Source organism: Guggenheimella bovis (assembly GCF_054492335.1).
In genome coordinates this window covers 629,331-645,235 of record NZ_JBQWTF010000001.1, presented here as the reverse complement: position 1 = coordinate 645,235, position 15,905 = coordinate 629,331, and the positions used below count along the sequence as shown (strand labels likewise).

Here is a 15,905-nt window from a genome sequence, read left to right as displayed (position 1 = left end):
ATAATATAAATTAATAACGTAGTAGATTTGTAACGTAAGTTTTAAAAGGGAATGTGGTGAGAATCCACAACAGCCCCCGCTACTGTAAACGGACGATGACTCATGATGCCACTGGGAAACTGGGAAGGAGAGTTATCGGTTGATGTTAAGTCAGGAGACCTGCTAATCTGCAATGCCAACACTTTCGGTGGGAAATGTGGAAAAGCAAGTTTTATTTTCAATGAGCCGACAGTGGATTTTATCCATTGTCTTTTTTTTCCCTTTTCGACCGAATAAGAAAGAAGGGAATTCATGAAACAATTTTTCAAACGAACGATTAGTCTATTACTCATTCTCACTCTTTTAGTGAGCTGTACACCTAAGGGAGACGTGCCGACTACAGAAAGCACTTCGAGTTCCGAACCTGTAAAAGAAGTGAATTCAGAATTAGTTTTAGATCACGAAGAAGAGCTCCTTTACGCTAAAAATTTTACGCTAACTCATTACAAAGATGGCTACAAGATGTTTACCGTAAGTAGTGCTCCTGACAAAAAATTTCTCCTGGTACCAGAAGGAAAAGAAGCTCCGTCTAGCCTAGATGGCGATGTTGTTATTTTAAAAGCTCCAATTCAAAGAATACATATGGTAAGTACTGGAATGGCCGCTCTCTGTGATGCAATAGGCGGACTAGATCGCGTCGCTTCCACTGGGACTCCTGCCAAAAAGTGGTTTGTCGATGAGATCAAAAAGCGAGTTGAATCTGGCAAGATCAAATTTGCTGGAAGTTATAGCGCACCTGATTTTGAGACGCTAACAGGTTTAAACATTGATTTAGAGATCGATACGACCATGCTTAGTTCAAAACCAGAAATCCAAAAGAAATATGAAGAGTTAGGAATTCCTGTAATTATCGAAACCTCCTCGAAGGAAGGCCATCCACTAGGAAAAGTCGAATGGATCAAGCTCATAGGTGCCATTGTAGACAAAGAGAAAGAAGCCAATGAGTTCTTTTTAGATTCCGTAAAGAAGGTCGAAGAGGTATCGAAAGTTCCTAAGAGCGGAAAAACCGTGGCTATGTTCTATGTGAGCCCAACGAATAATACTGTAAGTGCTCGCAATGGCGGTGATTACATGGCCAAAATGATAGAGCTTGCCGGTGGTGAGTATATCATGAAGGATGTGAATCCTCAAAAGAGTGGTCTCGAAAAAATGAACTACGAAGAAGTTTACACGAGATGTAAGGATGCGGATATCGTATTCTATCTAAACTACTTTAAAGACCAAGTTAAGAACATTGATGATTTCTACGCAATAAATGATCTATTTAAAGAGTTCAAAGCGGTGAAAGAAGGAAGATTATACATCACTTCATCCTCATACACGCAAGACATCGTAAATCTTGCGAACATGATCAAAGATATGCATGATGTCATCTCAAATCCAGATTTAGAAGAAACTAGAACGATGAAAAAATTGCATTAGAGAGGAGATTTGTTTTGGCAACAAAAAATGATCATCATTTTCTGCGCTATCACATCGTACTCTCTTTGCTACTCCTTCTATTTATAGTTGGGGTTGTACTAAATATTAACTCAGGTAGTGCGTCTATTCCATTCGTTAAGATTTTTCGTACCATATTTTTTAACGAAGATCACGGAAGTACCGTGAGTAATGTTATTTGGAGACTTCGACTCCCAAGGCTTCTACTAGCTACAGTACTTGGCGGAGCGCTCAGCGTATCGGGATTATTACTTCAAACCTTTTTCCGAAACCCGATCGCTGGGCCGTTCGTCTTAGGTATTTCTTCAGGTGCAAAGATGATCGTCGGCCTTGTCATCGTCTTTGTACTTGGAGAGTACAAGAATGTTCCACCATATACATTGGTGCTAAGTGCTTTTATTGGCTCACTTCTTGTTATGGCTGTGGTGCTTTTTTTCTCTCAATTTGCGAGAAGTATGCCGATGCTCTTGGTGATAGGTATTATGATTGGTTATGTTTGCTCTTCCGTGACAGACTTTACGATAGCCTTTGCTAAAGATACGGATATTGCGAATCTAACAAGCTGGTCGATGGGAAGCTTTAACGGAGCAAGCTGGGGGACAGTTAAGCTATCTTCGATCATTGTATTTATTACGCTTCTCTGTTCCATACTGATCTCGAAGCCGATGAATGCGTTTCAGCTAGGAGAAGGTTATGCCATGAGTATGGGCGTTAACATCAAGCTTTTTCGATTGGCTTTGATTACCTTTTCAAGTATTTTATCAGCTTGTGTAACAGCCTTTGCTGGGCCGATATCTTTTGTAGGAATCGCAATTCCACAGGTAGCGAAATTACTTATGAAAACTTCAAATCCCAAAGTAATTGTTCCAACTACTTTTATTACAGGAGCTGTCTTCTGCTTGTTCTGTGATTTGATAGCCAGAACTGCTTTTGCTCCAACGGAGCTTGCTATTGGGACGGTGACGAGTGCTTTCGGAGCTCCCATTGTGATTTTTCTTATGCTAAAACGTCGTGCAGCTGAGCAATAGGAGATGCTATGTATTTTGAAACCAAGGATTTATCCGTGGGCTATCACGGAAACATTTTAATTCAAGATATCAACTTATCCGTTGAAAAAGGGAAAATTATGACTCTCATAGGTCCCAATGGATCGGGTAAGTCGACGATTTTAAAGACGATAACGAAGCACCTTGAAGAAATTGGTGGTGTGGTAACGATAGACAGTGAAAATATCCTAAAGTGCTCGAATAAGGAGTTAGCAAAAAAGCTTTCTGTTATGCTAACGGATCGAATCAATCCTGACCTCATGACTTGTAAAGAGGTCGTAAGTATGGGGAGGTATCCTTATACGAATCATTTTGGAAAGATCACATCAGAAGATGAGCGCGTCGTTCAAGAAAGTCTAAAAATGGTGAAGGGCTTAGAGTTAGCCGACAAGCCCTTTACAGATATCAGCGATGGACAACGGCAGCGCATTTTACTCGCCCGAGCGATTTGTCAGGAGCCATCGATCATTGTTTTAGATGAGCCAACAAGCTTTTTAGATATTCGCCATAAGGTGGAGCTTTTAGATATCCTTCGAAGAATGGCTACAGAGAAGGATGTTGCAGTCATCATGAGCCTGCATGAAATTGATCTAGCAGCAAAAATAAGTGACACAGTCATCTGTATCAAAGGCGATTGCATTCGAGTGGCAGGAAATCCGGAAGAGATTTTTTCAGATGAAATGGTCCAATCACTCTATGGGCTTGAAAAAGGTAGTTATAACAGCATGTTTGGCTCCATCGAGCTTCATCGAACTTCGGGAAAACCAAGAGTATTCATCCTAGGTGGAATGGGAAAAGGTATTCGCGCTTACCGAGTCCTTCAAAAGCACCGCATCCCCTTCGCCACAGGCATCCTATTTTCAAACGACGTCGACTGTCAGGTTGCTAAATTTTTAAGTTCGGATATGGTTCTTACGAAAGCATTTTGCCCAGTGGAGCAGGTGGCCCTTCAGCGTGCAAAGGAAATCATTAATGGATGCCCCTGCGTCCTCGATGTTGGGGTTGAAGTAGGCGAATATAATCAATTTCAAGACGAGCTAAGGGATTATGCTTTGAAGTTAGGTAAGCCCGTATTTCAGACGATTTCTGAAGTAATAAAAACACAATATAGGGGGAATCATGAAGAAAAAAATAACGTATCCATTTAGTGCAATTGTAGGACAAGAGGATATGAAGTTGGCACTTATATTAAATTTGATCAATCCTAAAATTGGTGGTGTACTCATACGCGGTGAAAAAGGAACAGCTAAAAGTACTGCCGTACGTGGTCTTTGCGAATTGATGGATGAGGTCGATGTCGTTAAAGGGTGTAAATTTCATTGCCGCTTCGATGATATCGATTTCTGTGAAGAATGCCAGAAACTAGACACCAAAGTTCTCGGAAAGTACACGAGACGAGTGATAGAACTCCCAATCAGTGCAACGGAAGATCGCGTAGTGGGATCTTTAAATATTGAAAAAGCGATAAGAGAAGGGGAAAAGGAGTTTGAACCTGGTATTCTCGCAGAAGCGAATGGAAACATTCTTTATGTTGATGAAATCAATCTCTTGGACGATCATATTGTCGACATTCTCTTAGATAGCGCTGCAATGGGGGTGAATACAATTGAGCGAGAGGGCGTAAGTTATTCTCATCCAGCGCGTTTTGTTCTTGTGGGCACGATGAATCCAGAAGAAGGCGATTTAAGGCCTCAACTCTTAGACCGCTTTGGCTTAGTTGTAGAGGTCAAAGGCGAACAGAATATCGAACAAAGAAGTGAGCTCATTAAGAGACGCATGGAATTTGAATCCAATCCATCTAAATTTTACGAAGCTTTTCGTGAAGCCGATGAATCATTAAAATTAGCCATTAAAAGGGCGCAAGATGCTCTACCTACTATACATATTCCTGATGAGCGTTTTAGAGAAGCTGCGAAAATTGGAGCAGAGCTTGGAGTCGATGGACATCGAGCAGATATTACGCTATTAAAAACGGGCGCTACTCTCGCTGCTTATATGGGAACGAGTGAGGTGACTCTTGATCACCTGATCCAGTGCGCCAAATTAGTTTTACCTCATCGTATGCGAAGACTTCCCTTTGAAGAATCAAATATTGAAGACTTCGATTGGAAAGGCCTATTCGATGTTCTCTAAGGCATATCCATTTACAGCTATTGTAAAGCAAGATCGACTGAAACGGGCCTTATTACTCAATCTCATCGATCCACGCATTGGAGGAGTGTTAATCAGTGGTCAAAAAGGGACGGGAAAATCAACTATTGTTAGAAGTCTCGCCGACCTCAGTGAGAAGAAAGTGATTACACTACCTCTTAATGCGACAGAAGACATGCTTGTTGGAGGCATCGATTTCGTTAAGACATTAGGAGCTAAAGAAACAGTTTTTATGCCAGGAGTGTTCTCTCGATGTCACGGAGAAATTCTTTATGTCGATGAGATCAATCTCTTGAACGATAGTTTATCGCAGATTATCGTCACGACGCTAGCTGCGGGGGAAAACATTGTAGAAAGAGAGGGAATTAGCTATTCTCACCCTTCAGAATTTATTTTAATTGGAACAATGAATCCTGAAGAAGGAGGGTTACGTCCTCAATTACTCGATAAATTTGGTCTTTTTGTAAATGTCGAAGGAGAAGAAGATGTTGAGATTCGTACTGAAATTATCAAAAGAAGGATTTCGTTTGAAGAAAATCCCAACAAATTTCTTTCTGAGTATCATGATCGAGAAGAAAAGCTAAAACATCTCCTCAAAGAGGCTCAAATAGTCCACCAAAAATTGGTGGTCAGCGAACCCATGAGGCGCTTAGCTTCGGTATTTGCTAACAAAGCAAATGTGGAAGGAAACCGCGCCGAAATCTTATTGATAAGGACAGCAGCAGCTATTGCCGCATTAGATTTGCGTTCTTATTTAACAGCTTCTGACATTAAGGAAGCCTGTGAATTTGTTCTTCCACATAGAAGACGTAATGTCGATCAAAATAATCAGCAAGAAGAACAATCAAATGAGAATCGGGAGAAGGAAACAAAACCTCAGGACGATTCCAAAAGTCCTGGCGTCGATATCGAAGAGGATTCTAATCAGACGAGAACAGGAGATGAGGAAGAGTTAGAGATTGATTCCCAAGAGTCAACGATTGAAGACCAAAGTCAAACGATCAAAGAAGATCTCGTTTACGGAGAAGAAATCTACGAAACGAAACCACTTCCTACTGGTTTTCGTGATCGACTAAAGAGAAAAGGCACGGGACACAGAAAGAAGACATATAGCAGCGTGAATAAGGGGCGTTACGCTGGATTTACGATATCCAATGAGAATGGTGAACGCGATATAGCACTGGATGCGACTCTTCGTGCTGCCGCAGTAAAACAATACGATCGTCCTAAAAACGGCATGGCAATCACTATTCGTGATGATGATCTTCGCTACAAAAAGAGAGAGAATAAACTGGGTCTCACAATTGTTTTTGTCGTAGATGCGAGTGGCTCGATGGGAGCCAAAAAGCGCATGAAAGAGACGAAAGAGGCGATCATGAGTTTACTTATGGATTCTTATCAAAAGCGAGATAAAGTGGGACTCGTCGCATTTCGTAAAAATGACGCCGAGGTTCTGCTTCCTATCACATCGAGTGTTGATCTAGCTTCGAAAGAGCTTCAGGAACTTCCTACGGGAGGCAGAACACCACTTGCCAAAGGGATACATAAGGCATGGGAATTACTGGTCGCGAGAAAAAGGAAAGATCCAGATATGATGCCTCTTCTTGTTTTGGTTACAGATGGCAGAGCAAATAGCGGTATTTTAGGAGACCCAGTTGAAGATGCGCTTTCCTCAGCAGATCTCATTCGAAACTCTAAAATTCCAGCGGTTGTAATCGATACAGAAAATGATTTTCTTTCATTCCAACTAGCAAAAAAGATCTCATTGCGTATGAATGCGGACTATTTTAAAGTTTACGATCTTAAGAGCTCGAAGATGAGGAATGTAGTCTCATTTTATCGAAAGGAATCTTAATGAAGTTATTGTTTATTGGAAATGAGTGGGAGAACCAAACTCTTCGAAGAGCCCTTGATTTCACGGGAGACGATGCAGTATTTCTTTCTTCACGTGCACTAACGAATAGTAACAATTTACATTCATTTGATGCAGCACTTGTTTCGAGAGATCACGGACATCACGGTGAACTATTAGGAAAAGAAGCGTTAGAAAGGATTCCTCTCGTAGGTCCTATTGGATTAGAAAACTTAAAGGCTGGAATTTCGACACTTACGATGGATCAAGAGAGACGAATTAACGAATATGCTAATTCTCCTTGCTTTGAGAATCTGGTAGGGCTGATTCATTATGTTCGCCATTTACTTCTCAGCACACCGTGTCCGGATGAACCAATACAGGTTCCATTCGACGGAATTTATTCAGAACACGGAATCGATACCTCTTTTGAAGATTTTATACAAAGAGACAATTCTGAATTTACCGATTTTGTAGGAATCATTCAATACAGGTCCCGATATTTGGGCGGTGACACTCAAATTGAAACGGCACTTGAAGAAGCCTTTAATGCTAGAGGTATAGGAGTTATTAAAGTATTCACGACAGCGCGATCGGATTTGGAATTAGGATCGCTTTCGATGACAGAAGCGATTGAAAAATTCTTGCCCATAAGTGAGAAGTACCGTATTCACTGCTTCATAAATTTTCTTGCCTTTGGTTCAGCGGAAGGAACAGAAGATTCACTGTTCGACAGGCTTGTATCTTATTATCAAAAGAGAAATCTTCCTGTTATTCGTCCATTAGTGAGCAATTCTCAAACGGCTTTTGACTGGGAAAATTCTTCTGGAGCGACATCGATTGAACAAACACTGTTTTATGACATTCCAGAACTCATGGGTTTGATCGAGCCAGTCATGATTGGAGTAAAAAATGGATCTAAATCTCATGATCCGATTCCAGATCGAATCGAAAGGCTCTGCGATCGTGTCGCGAATATAATCCGACTTAGAAATACAAAGAACTCTCAGAAGAAACTTGCGATTGTATTAAATAGCCCAGTATGTTCAGGAATAGAAGCTACGTTAGGTAAAGCATCAGGACTCCTAACTTTTGATTCAGTCGTTTCTTTTTTAAGGCTCCTAGAAAAGGAACATTATGATGTCAGTGGTTTTCCTCAGACGGGACAAGCGCTAAAGGAGCTGATTCTCGAGAGGAAAGCGTTTAGTGATTTTCGCTGGACTTCAGTAGAGGATATTGTAGACTCTATGGGCGATTTATATCAAATGGACCTCGAAGAGTACCAAAAGCACTTTTCACTTCTTCCAAAATCTTCCCAAAGCAAGATGATAAATTCTTGGTCCATTCCTCCTGGCGAAGCCATGGTTCTTAATGGAAAAATTGTTATCACAGGCCTCCGTTTTGGAAATGTCTATCTTCTCATTCAACCAAAGAGAGGCTGCTTCGGTGCGAAATGTACTGGAGAAGTATGTAAAATTCTCCAAGATCCTTCTACACCCTGTACGCACCAATATTTTGCCACCTATCGATACTTAGAAACGCAAGGTGTCCATGCAGTAATTCATTTTGGAACTCATGGTAGCTTAGAATATTTGCCAGGAAAGCAATCCATGTTATCGAGTTCCTGTTTTAGCGATCAAACGATAGGATCACTACCCCATTTTTATCTAGTGAATAGTTCTTCTATTCCTTCCGCACTTTTGGCAAAGAGACGTAGCTATGCCACGCTGATCGATCATATTCCAACGGATGGAGCACTTCACGAATTAAATGAAAACGAATTAAAGTCACTGGTAGAAGCTTTAAATGGAAGCTATATAAAGCCAGGTCCAGGCGGAGGTGTAGAAGATTTACCGTTTCAGACGGGAACCAATATTTATGCCTTAAGGGCAGATAAGATACCTACGAGAGAAGCCTATTTAAAAGGGGAGATGATTGCACAGAAATTACTAGATCAGCATTTAGAAGAAACTGGAAAATATCCCAATAAATTGGCGATTAATCTCATCGCTCTCGATATTACGAGAACGGGTGGAGAACAGATAAGTACGATGTTAGCTCTCATGGGGATTCGACCTGAATACGATTTAAACGGGACGGTGATAGGCCTTAAAGAGATTCCAGAGGATCAGTTAATCCATCCAAGGATGGATGTGACGACAACGATTTCTAGTTTGTTCCGTGATATTTGGCCTACGATGATTGATTTATTAGATGAGGCTATCATTCTTTGCGCATCGCTTGATGAAGCGGATGAGAATAATTTCTTGAAGAAAAATTTGAAGTCACAAAAAAACAAAGAGATTCATCGAATTTTCGGAGGACGTCCAGGTACTTACACAAATAGTATCGGTTTAGCTTTAAAGGCATCTGCTTGGAATGATGAAACGGATTTGGCTAGCTATTTTATTGATTCGAATTCATTTAGCTATGGAAGATACGGAAAAGGGAATCAGCGACCAGATTGTTTCATAGAGAACATTCAGAAAATCGAAACATGCTTTGATATAAAAAGTGCCGATTCATCGGATCAACTGAAAAGCTCATACTCTTCTCGAATGCTAGGTGGAATTGCAATAGCGAAAGAATCGATGGGACTCCAAAGAAGTCAGTCGTTGATCGTCGAGAACTCAAAAGGTTTGATAGCTATTAAAACGCTTCAACAGCATGTAAAAGATGGACTTAAGCGTACTCTTCTAAATGAAGATTGGCTAAAGGATCAAAAAGCTCAGAATTATTACGGAGCGAGTGAAATCATGAACCGAATTCAAAATCTATTCGATATGCAGTGTATACACGAGGATTTCAGTAATGATGAACTGGATGAGGTCGTCAAATCAGTGTTACTTAATAAAGATTTCCAAGATTGGTTTCGTCAAGAAAACCCCTTTGCATACGAGGAGTCTAATCGCCGTTTTTTAGAGTTGCATGACCGCAACAAATGGTCGGGTGATGAAGATGTTTTATCTCGTCTAAAGCATGCTTATTTAAAAGTCGAGGGAGATTTGGAGGATACCATGAATGGTATGGGTGAGGTTCAAGGAGGAACTGTAGAAATCGTTTCATATGAGCAGGTTACTGAATGGAACGAGCGCATCTCAGAGCTAAAAAAGGAGTTGTTTTAAGAAGAATGATCCATTCTGTCGTGTTTCGATTAACTGATTATTGCAATTTAGCCTGCGCATACTGTTATGCCGAGCGGACTCAGAAAGGCCGAATGGACTTCTCTATCGCCAAAGAAGCGATCGATCGCTTTTTGACACATGGACCTTTTTCTATACAATTCACAGGCGGGGAGCCGTTGTTAGAAATTGATCGAATGATGGAGATTATTTCCTATATCGAAAAAAATAATAAACGAGCAAGCTATAGTGTGCAGACGAATGCCACATTAATAGATAGGCAAATGGCTAGAAGATTAAGAGAGCACAATATTGCCGTAGGTGTGAGCTTAGATGGCATAGGTGAAGCAAATAGTTTACGTGTGTTTCCTTCTGGAGAAAGTTCATATTCTAAAGTAATCGATGGAATCAAAGCTCTAAGAGATGAAGGGGTTTGTTGTAATGTAAATCTCGTTTTAACCCGAGCCAATCAAAGCCACTTAAGTGAGTTTGTGGATGTTCTTGCTTATTTAGGAAATGTAAAGGGGATTGGTTTCGATGTTTTGCGTCCTATAGGGAGAGCGAAAGGAACTGATTTAGAGGTAGAGAAAGAACATCTACAGAGAGATCTTGATCGTTTTTTACACGAAGTCCAATCGCTTGAAAAACTTGGAGTAAAGATCCATGTACGGGAAATGGAAAAAATCCGTAGAAAAATCAAAGGGAATTTTTTCCCGATGCATTACTGTAATGCAACGACAGGGGAATCGATAACTGTTGACTTTAAAGGAGATCTGTATCCTTGTTCCTCTCTCATTCAAGATGAGCATTTACTCGGAAATGTTTTTTCGGGTATTCACTCAAGCTTTTCTGCTATGCCAGAGGGAAAATGCAGAGAATGTGATGTTTTTAAACTGTGCTTAGGAGGGTGTCCTGCTTCAAAAGAGGAGAGTGACTGTCTTCTTCACCAGTATTGGATAAAAAGGAGTATTGAATGAAATTTCTTTGTCTAGTAGAGACTGATGATCGTTTGTTCTTTTTTAAGAAAGCAATAAAACGTTTAGAAAGAGAATACGATTGGGTTCGTGGGGTTGTGTATTCTCCCTTTGAGCTTCGAATGAAGCCTGAACTATATGATGAAATGATCAATGAATCTAAGGATAGCGATTTTGCATTCATTTATTTTCATACAGGTTGTCAGAATTTATACGATTTTGATGGTTTTTTTCATACTTTACCTGAGAAATCCCCCAAATTTTTTGTCTCATCTGTGGCTGAAGAGGTTCAGGAGTATTGTAGCATTAGTAATCTGAATCCAGCTCAATATCGTGAACTTTCTGAATACTTTACTAGGCCTACAGAAGAAAACATTTACAGACTTCTTAAACTATCGTTGGTCCGTTTTTTTGGGTTAGAAGAAACCGTAGAGCCATACGATGATCTCTGTGAATTTGGCATTTATCACGAGGGGAAAGTCCTGACATTAGAAGAGGAAAGATCTTTTCTCGAAACGGTTCCAAGCGATTTGCCGGTTATTGGCGTGCTACTACAACGTCAACACTTATTTACAAAAAATACGAAAGCAGTGGATTATCTCATTCGAACACTTAAACAGCAAGGTGCGTTTGTCATCGCTGCTTTCGTCTCAAATTATCATTCTGAGGTGAGTTATCCATTAGATCGATATTTTTTAAAGGATAAAAATGTCATTGTGGATTGCATTATTACTTTGGCAGGGTTTTCTCAGACAGCCTTTAACGTTCAGAGGCCTTATAGTGGGGAATACGAGTGGAGCATTTTCGAGAAGTATAATGTTCCAGTCTTGAAAGCTTTGTCTACAAATTACGACTTGAAGCAATACGAATCCCTTCCACAAGGAATCGATATGATGAGTATGGTTTCGAATGTCTTTCAAACGGAAATGGACGGTCAAATCATCACGGTTCCCTATGCTTCTAGCAACCGTTCAGAGGATGGTGAGCTCACGAGAAAAATTTGGATTCCATTAGAAGAACGAGTTGAAAAGGTTGTCGCTCTTGCTTTGAATTATGCCAAATTGAGAAAGAAGAAAAAGAAAAAAATTGCTGTTATTTTCCATAATCTTCCAGGTAACCACAACATTGGCCGGGGGTTAGGATTAGATACATTTGAATCTGTTCGAAGGATTCTCAATGAACTTCAAAAGAAAGGATACCAGCTCGAGACGAAGTATGATTCATCTCAAGATCTTGCAGAAGCTATTTTTAACGGTTTAACGAACGATCACCGTTTCATCTCTTCAGAGGAGATGGTTCATCGGAGTGTGGCCTTATTAGATAAAGACACACTTCGAAGATGGTATGGGCCATTGACTCAAAAGGTAAAAGATGAGCTTGAAAAAGACTGGGGTAAATTCCCAGGAAAAATTCTTGTCGAGAATGATAAGATACTAGTTCCTGGAATCATCAATGGAGATTTCTTTATCGGAATTCAACCTTCAAGGGCGTTTGATGAGAAAGCTGATGAAATCTACCATAGCGCAGTATTTTCTCCGCCCTATAGTTATTTAGCCTATTATCGTTGGATTGAGGATGAGTTTCATGCAGATGCCATTTTACATGTAGGAACTCATGGAACTGTTGAATGGCTTCCTGGAAAAGAAGTTGGAATGAGCCAGTCCTGCTATCCGAGTATCGCTCTTGGTACATTGCCTCATTACTATATTTATCATATGGGTATCGTGGGGGAAGGCATTCAGGCAAAGCGAAGGAGCGGTGCAGTCATTCTAGACCATTTGCCACCTTCAATGGATGATAGTGGAACCTATGAGGGGACAGAAGAACTCGAAGAATTACTGAAAGAGTATTATGACAGTGTGCAGAAAAAGACCGGTCAAACGGCAATTCTTGAAGGAAAAATATTAAATCTCGCAAAGAAGACGGAGCTATTGAGTGACATTCATTTAAGCGAAGAAGAATTTTTTGAACATCCCATGAGATCGATCGATGCGATACATATGTGGTTAGAAGAGCTTAAAAACTCTGTTGTAACCGACGGTCTACATATTTTGGGGCAGGTCCCTGAAGGAAAGTTGCTAAATAACCTGACACGTATGATGGTCCGTGTTCAAAATGAATCGGTCTTAGGTTTGAATGACGCCATACTTCTTGCTCAGGGTTATCCACTTTCTATTAAAGAGAACCCCAGTGGAATGACAGATGGTCAATTAAATAGTGTGATCTATGATCAAGCAGTGGAACGAGCAAAGCTTCTCATCGATGCTCTTAGTGAGAATGAGTTTAAAGATTCGAACATTCCGCTAGATTCCTTTCAAGGTGATTTGGAACCACTTCGAAACACGCTTCGATATGTTTGTGATGAGGTCGTTCCGAGGATACGACGATCTGGTGATGAGCTGAGTAATCTACTTCGTGGATTTGAAGGAGAGTTTATTTCTCCCGGTTTAGGAGGTAATCCGACTAGAGGAAATGTACAATTGCTACCTTCAGGGCGTAACTTCTATGCTGGTGATCCTACGATGATTCCATCGAGGAGTGCTTACCTAATTGGTGAAAAGTTAGCTAACTTATCCATAGAACACTATATGAATGAGCGAGGAGAGTTCCCTGAGAGCATTGCGATGGTCATATGGTCCGGAAATGTGATTAAAACGAACGGAGAAGATTTTGGAGAGATTTTTTCTTTGATGGGAGTGCGTCCTAAATTCATTCCTGGAACTTCTCGAGTGATTGGAGTTGAGGCGATCCCTTTGGAGGAATTAAAAAGACCCCGCATCGATGTCATACTTCGAATTTCAGGTTTATTTAGAGATCTCTATCCGAATTTAATCGATTTGATGGATGATGCCGTTCAGCTTGTTTGTTCTCTTGATGAACCACACGAGATGAACTTCATTAAAAAACACTTCGAGGAAGATTTGGAGAAATTCTTACAAAGTGGTATTCCAGAAAGTCAAGCACTTGATCAGGCCTATGCGAGAATTTTTGGTTGTCCAACAGGTGGATATGGGGCAGGTGTAAGTCATCTCATAGAAAATAAAAATTGGAATGATTACAATGACATCTCTGATGTTTATTCCACTTGGAGCTCAAATGCCTATTCTAGAAATCTACATGGACTTCCCATGAAGGATGTCTTCAATCACCGTTTGTCAACTGTCAAAATGACAATAAAGAATGAGTCAACGATTGAAACGGACATGCTATCGAGTGATGACTATTATTCTTATCACGGTGGTTTGATTGCCTGTGTACGAAGTCAATCAGGGCAAAAGCCCATCAGTTTAACGGGCCATAGTGATAACCCTGACTTGCCTGTCGTTCGAGATACAAATCAAGAAACCGCTCGTATTATGAGATCACGTATTCTTAACCCGAAGTGGCTTGAAGGGTTAAAGCGGCATGATGTAAAGGGTGCACAAGAAATTTCTAAGGCTGTTGATTCCTTCTTCGGTTGGGCTGCATCGGCTGATGTAGGCAAAGATTGGATGTTTGAAGGTATCGCAAGTCGCTTCCTTTTCGACAAAGAAACCCGTGAGTGGATAGAGTCAGTGAACCCTGGTGTAGTCCACGATGTATCAGGAAAACTGCTTGAGGCAGACCAGAGAGGAATGTGGCAAGCTTCCACAGAGACCAAGGAACAGTTACAGTCCATCTACCTGAAGGCAGAGGGACTCTTGGAGGCATAATGATTGAAATTAAAAATATTTCTTTGAAGTATCCAGGGGCTAATGTATTTGCCATAAAAGATCTTTCGCTAACAATGAATAGTGGGGAGTTTTTTGGACTTCTAGGACCAAATGGAGCGGGAAAGACGACTCTTATTAAGCTCCTCTCAACGCTATTAACACCTAATAGTGGCGAAATCGTGATTGACGGGAAAAAAATCTCGAGAACAGACAATCAAACAAAACGCAAGCTGTCCATGATTACTCAAGAATATTCTCTTCGTTCCAATATGACGCCCTTAGAAATTATGGAACTTCAAGGACGCCTTTACGGTATGAAGAAGTCTATCATAAAAGAAAAAACAGCTGAGCTCCTCGAATTTGTGGATCTTTATGATCATCGTCAAAAAATTTGTCGAAAGCTTTCAGGGGGGATGAAGCGTAAGCTAATGCTCTGTAGAGGACTACTTACCAACCCTGAAATCCTCATATTAGATGAGCCAACTGTCGGGCTTGATCCTTTTGCTAGAAGGCAGATGTGGGATTTGTTGAAGAAACTCAATGAAAGCGGTATGACAATTCTACTAACGACTCATTATATTGACGAAGCAGAGTATCTATGTGAGAGAGTCGCACTAATTGAAAAAGGAAATTGTCAACGCATCGATTCACCTAAAGTTCTCATTTCGGAGATCGGAAAAGTTGCTGTTGATTCATTTAATGGGGACTCAACGAGCTCGTCATTCTTTAAGAGCCATGAATTAGCCCTTCAATACGCATCGACTCTCCAGGAAAATTTCGTGATCCGTAATACAACCCTAGAGGACGTGTTCATTTCACAAGTTGGTAAATGTTTGGAGGCTAGGTCATGAATGGAATAAGAACAGCTCTTTGGGAGAAATGGATTGAGTTTAAGTTCGAATGGAAAAGAATTACATTAGCTTCTATGGTAACTCCCTTGCTTTATATGATAGCTCTTGGCTGGGGGTTAGGAAGAATGGCCAAAATTGAAGGCCATCAATACATAGAGTTTTTAGTGCCAGGAATCATCGCCATGACAACGATGAACAATAGCTTTTCTGCTGTTGCTACGACACTAAATGTTCAGAGATTATTTGAACATTCCTTTGAGCAAGTCATTATTTCACCGACTTCTCTCTATGAGTATGTCTTGGGCCAATCTCTTGGAGGATCTCTTCGAGGAGTTTATAGTGGATTAATCATATTCTTACTCGCTCTTCCTTTTGGATTGAAAATGGCACTGACTCCCTTATTTCTAATGATAATGGTTTTAAATGGATTGATCTTCGGATCCATGGGGGTCTTGGCTGCAATTATTGCAGAGTCCCATGCGGATGCTTCCCGCGTGTCAACTTTTCTTATCACTCCAATGACTTTCCTATGTAACACCTTCTTTCCGCTCGATGAGACTCCACTTATGGTACAACGCTTGATTCAATTATTGCCATTGACTCATACATCTAGTTCGCTTCGAGCTATTGCATATGGAGAACATGTGAACCCCGTTAGCATACTTATTCTAGTCATATATGCTTTGGTGTTTATTATGATTTCAAATGTAGTCATTCACAGAAGAAAGGATTTTTAAC

10 protein-coding genes and 1 riboswitch are annotated in these 15,905 nt (G+C 40.5%); all 10 genes read left to right on the top strand.

Going from position 1 to position 15,905, the window contains the following annotated elements:
- Positions 1-10 precede the first annotated feature (10 nt).
- Positions 11-181, top strand: a riboswitch (cobalamin riboswitch).
- A gap of 110 nt (positions 182-291) precedes the next feature.
- From ACUB3H_RS03320 to ACUB3H_RS03275, 10 genes are read left to right on the top strand one after another with little or no spacing between them, the layout of a single operon-like run.
- A complete protein-coding gene (locus ACUB3H_RS03320; RefSeq protein WP_459129233.1) occupies positions 292-1,461 on the top strand; it encodes an ABC transporter substrate-binding protein in 1,170 nt (389 codons plus the stop codon).
- 14 nt (positions 1,462-1,475) lie between these two features.
- The gene (locus ACUB3H_RS03315; RefSeq protein WP_459129232.1) at positions 1,476-2,507 is read left to right on the top strand and encodes a FecCD family ABC transporter permease; all 1,032 of its coding nucleotides are present in this window, start codon (positions 1,476-1,478) and stop codon (positions 2,505-2,507) included.
- Positions 2,508-2,515: 8 nt separating this feature from the next.
- On the top strand, positions 2,516-3,673 hold the full coding sequence (locus ACUB3H_RS03310; RefSeq protein ID WP_459129231.1) for an ABC transporter ATP-binding protein: 1,158 nt from the start codon (positions 2,516-2,518) through the stop codon (positions 3,671-3,673).
- Positions 3,645-4,658 carry an ATP-binding protein gene (locus ACUB3H_RS03305; protein WP_459129230.1) on the top strand — a complete coding sequence of 338 codons (1,014 nt, stop codon included), beginning with the start codon at positions 3,645-3,647 and terminating at the stop codon, positions 4,656-4,658. The genes ACUB3H_RS03310 and ACUB3H_RS03305 overlap by 29 nt, the downstream gene beginning before the upstream one ends.
- Positions 4,603-6,531 (top strand): VWA domain-containing protein, encoded by a 1,929-nt coding sequence (locus ACUB3H_RS03300; protein WP_459129229.1) that lies wholly within the window; start codon positions 4,603-4,605, stop codon positions 6,529-6,531. The genes ACUB3H_RS03305 and ACUB3H_RS03300 overlap by 56 nt, the downstream gene beginning before the upstream one ends.
- Positions 6,531-9,653 (top strand): cobaltochelatase subunit CobN, encoded by a 3,123-nt coding sequence (locus ACUB3H_RS03295; RefSeq protein ID WP_459129228.1) that lies wholly within the window; start codon positions 6,531-6,533, stop codon positions 9,651-9,653. Before ACUB3H_RS03300 ends, ACUB3H_RS03295 begins: the two co-directional genes overlap by 1 nt.
- A complete protein-coding gene (locus tag ACUB3H_RS03290) occupies positions 9,611-10,627 on the top strand; it encodes a radical SAM protein (RefSeq protein WP_459129227.1) in 1,017 nt (338 codons plus the stop codon). The genes ACUB3H_RS03295 and ACUB3H_RS03290 overlap by 43 nt, the downstream gene beginning before the upstream one ends.
- Positions 10,624-14,316, top strand: a complete 3,693-nt coding sequence (cobN, locus tag ACUB3H_RS03285; protein WP_459129226.1) for a cobaltochelatase subunit CobN — start codon at positions 10,624-10,626, stop codon at positions 14,314-14,316. Before ACUB3H_RS03290 ends, cobN begins: the two co-directional genes overlap by 4 nt.
- Positions 14,316-15,167 carry an ABC transporter ATP-binding protein gene (locus ACUB3H_RS03280; protein ID WP_459129225.1) on the top strand — a complete coding sequence of 284 codons (852 nt, stop codon included), beginning with the start codon at positions 14,316-14,318 and terminating at the stop codon, positions 15,165-15,167. Before cobN ends, ACUB3H_RS03280 begins: the two co-directional genes overlap by 1 nt.
- On the top strand, positions 15,164-15,904 hold the full coding sequence (locus ACUB3H_RS03275) for an ABC transporter permease (protein ID WP_459129224.1): 741 nt from the start codon (positions 15,164-15,166) through the stop codon (positions 15,902-15,904). The genes ACUB3H_RS03280 and ACUB3H_RS03275 overlap by 4 nt, the downstream gene beginning before the upstream one ends.
- Position 15,905: the final 1 nt, after the last annotated feature.

Excerpts from the sequence above, each read along its gene's own strand:
- ACUB3H_RS03320 (WP_459129233.1), top strand. The coding sequence starts at position 292 with ATGAAACAATTTTTCAAACGAACGATTAGTCTATTACTCATTCTCACT.
- ACUB3H_RS03280 (WP_459129225.1), top strand. The coding sequence starts at position 14,316 with ATGATTGAAATTAAAAATATTTCTTTGAAGTATCCAGGGGCTAATGTA.
- ACUB3H_RS03295 (WP_459129228.1), top strand. The coding sequence starts at position 6,531 with ATGAAGTTATTGTTTATTGGAAATGAGTGGGAGAACCAAACTCTTCGA.
- cobN (WP_459129226.1), top strand. The coding sequence starts at position 10,624 with ATGAAATTTCTTTGTCTAGTAGAGACTGATGATCGTTTGTTCTTTTTT.
- ACUB3H_RS03305 (WP_459129230.1), top strand. The coding sequence starts at position 3,645 with ATGAAGAAAAAAATAACGTATCCATTTAGTGCAATTGTAGGACAAGAG.
- ACUB3H_RS03290 (WP_459129227.1), top strand. The coding sequence starts at position 9,611 with ATGGAACGAGCGCATCTCAGAGCTAAAAAAGGAGTTGTTTTAAGAAGA.
- ACUB3H_RS03310 (WP_459129231.1), top strand. The coding sequence starts at position 2,516 with ATGTATTTTGAAACCAAGGATTTATCCGTGGGCTATCACGGAAACATT.
- ACUB3H_RS03275 (WP_459129224.1), top strand. The coding sequence starts at position 15,164 with ATGAATGGAATAAGAACAGCTCTTTGGGAGAAATGGATTGAGTTTAAG.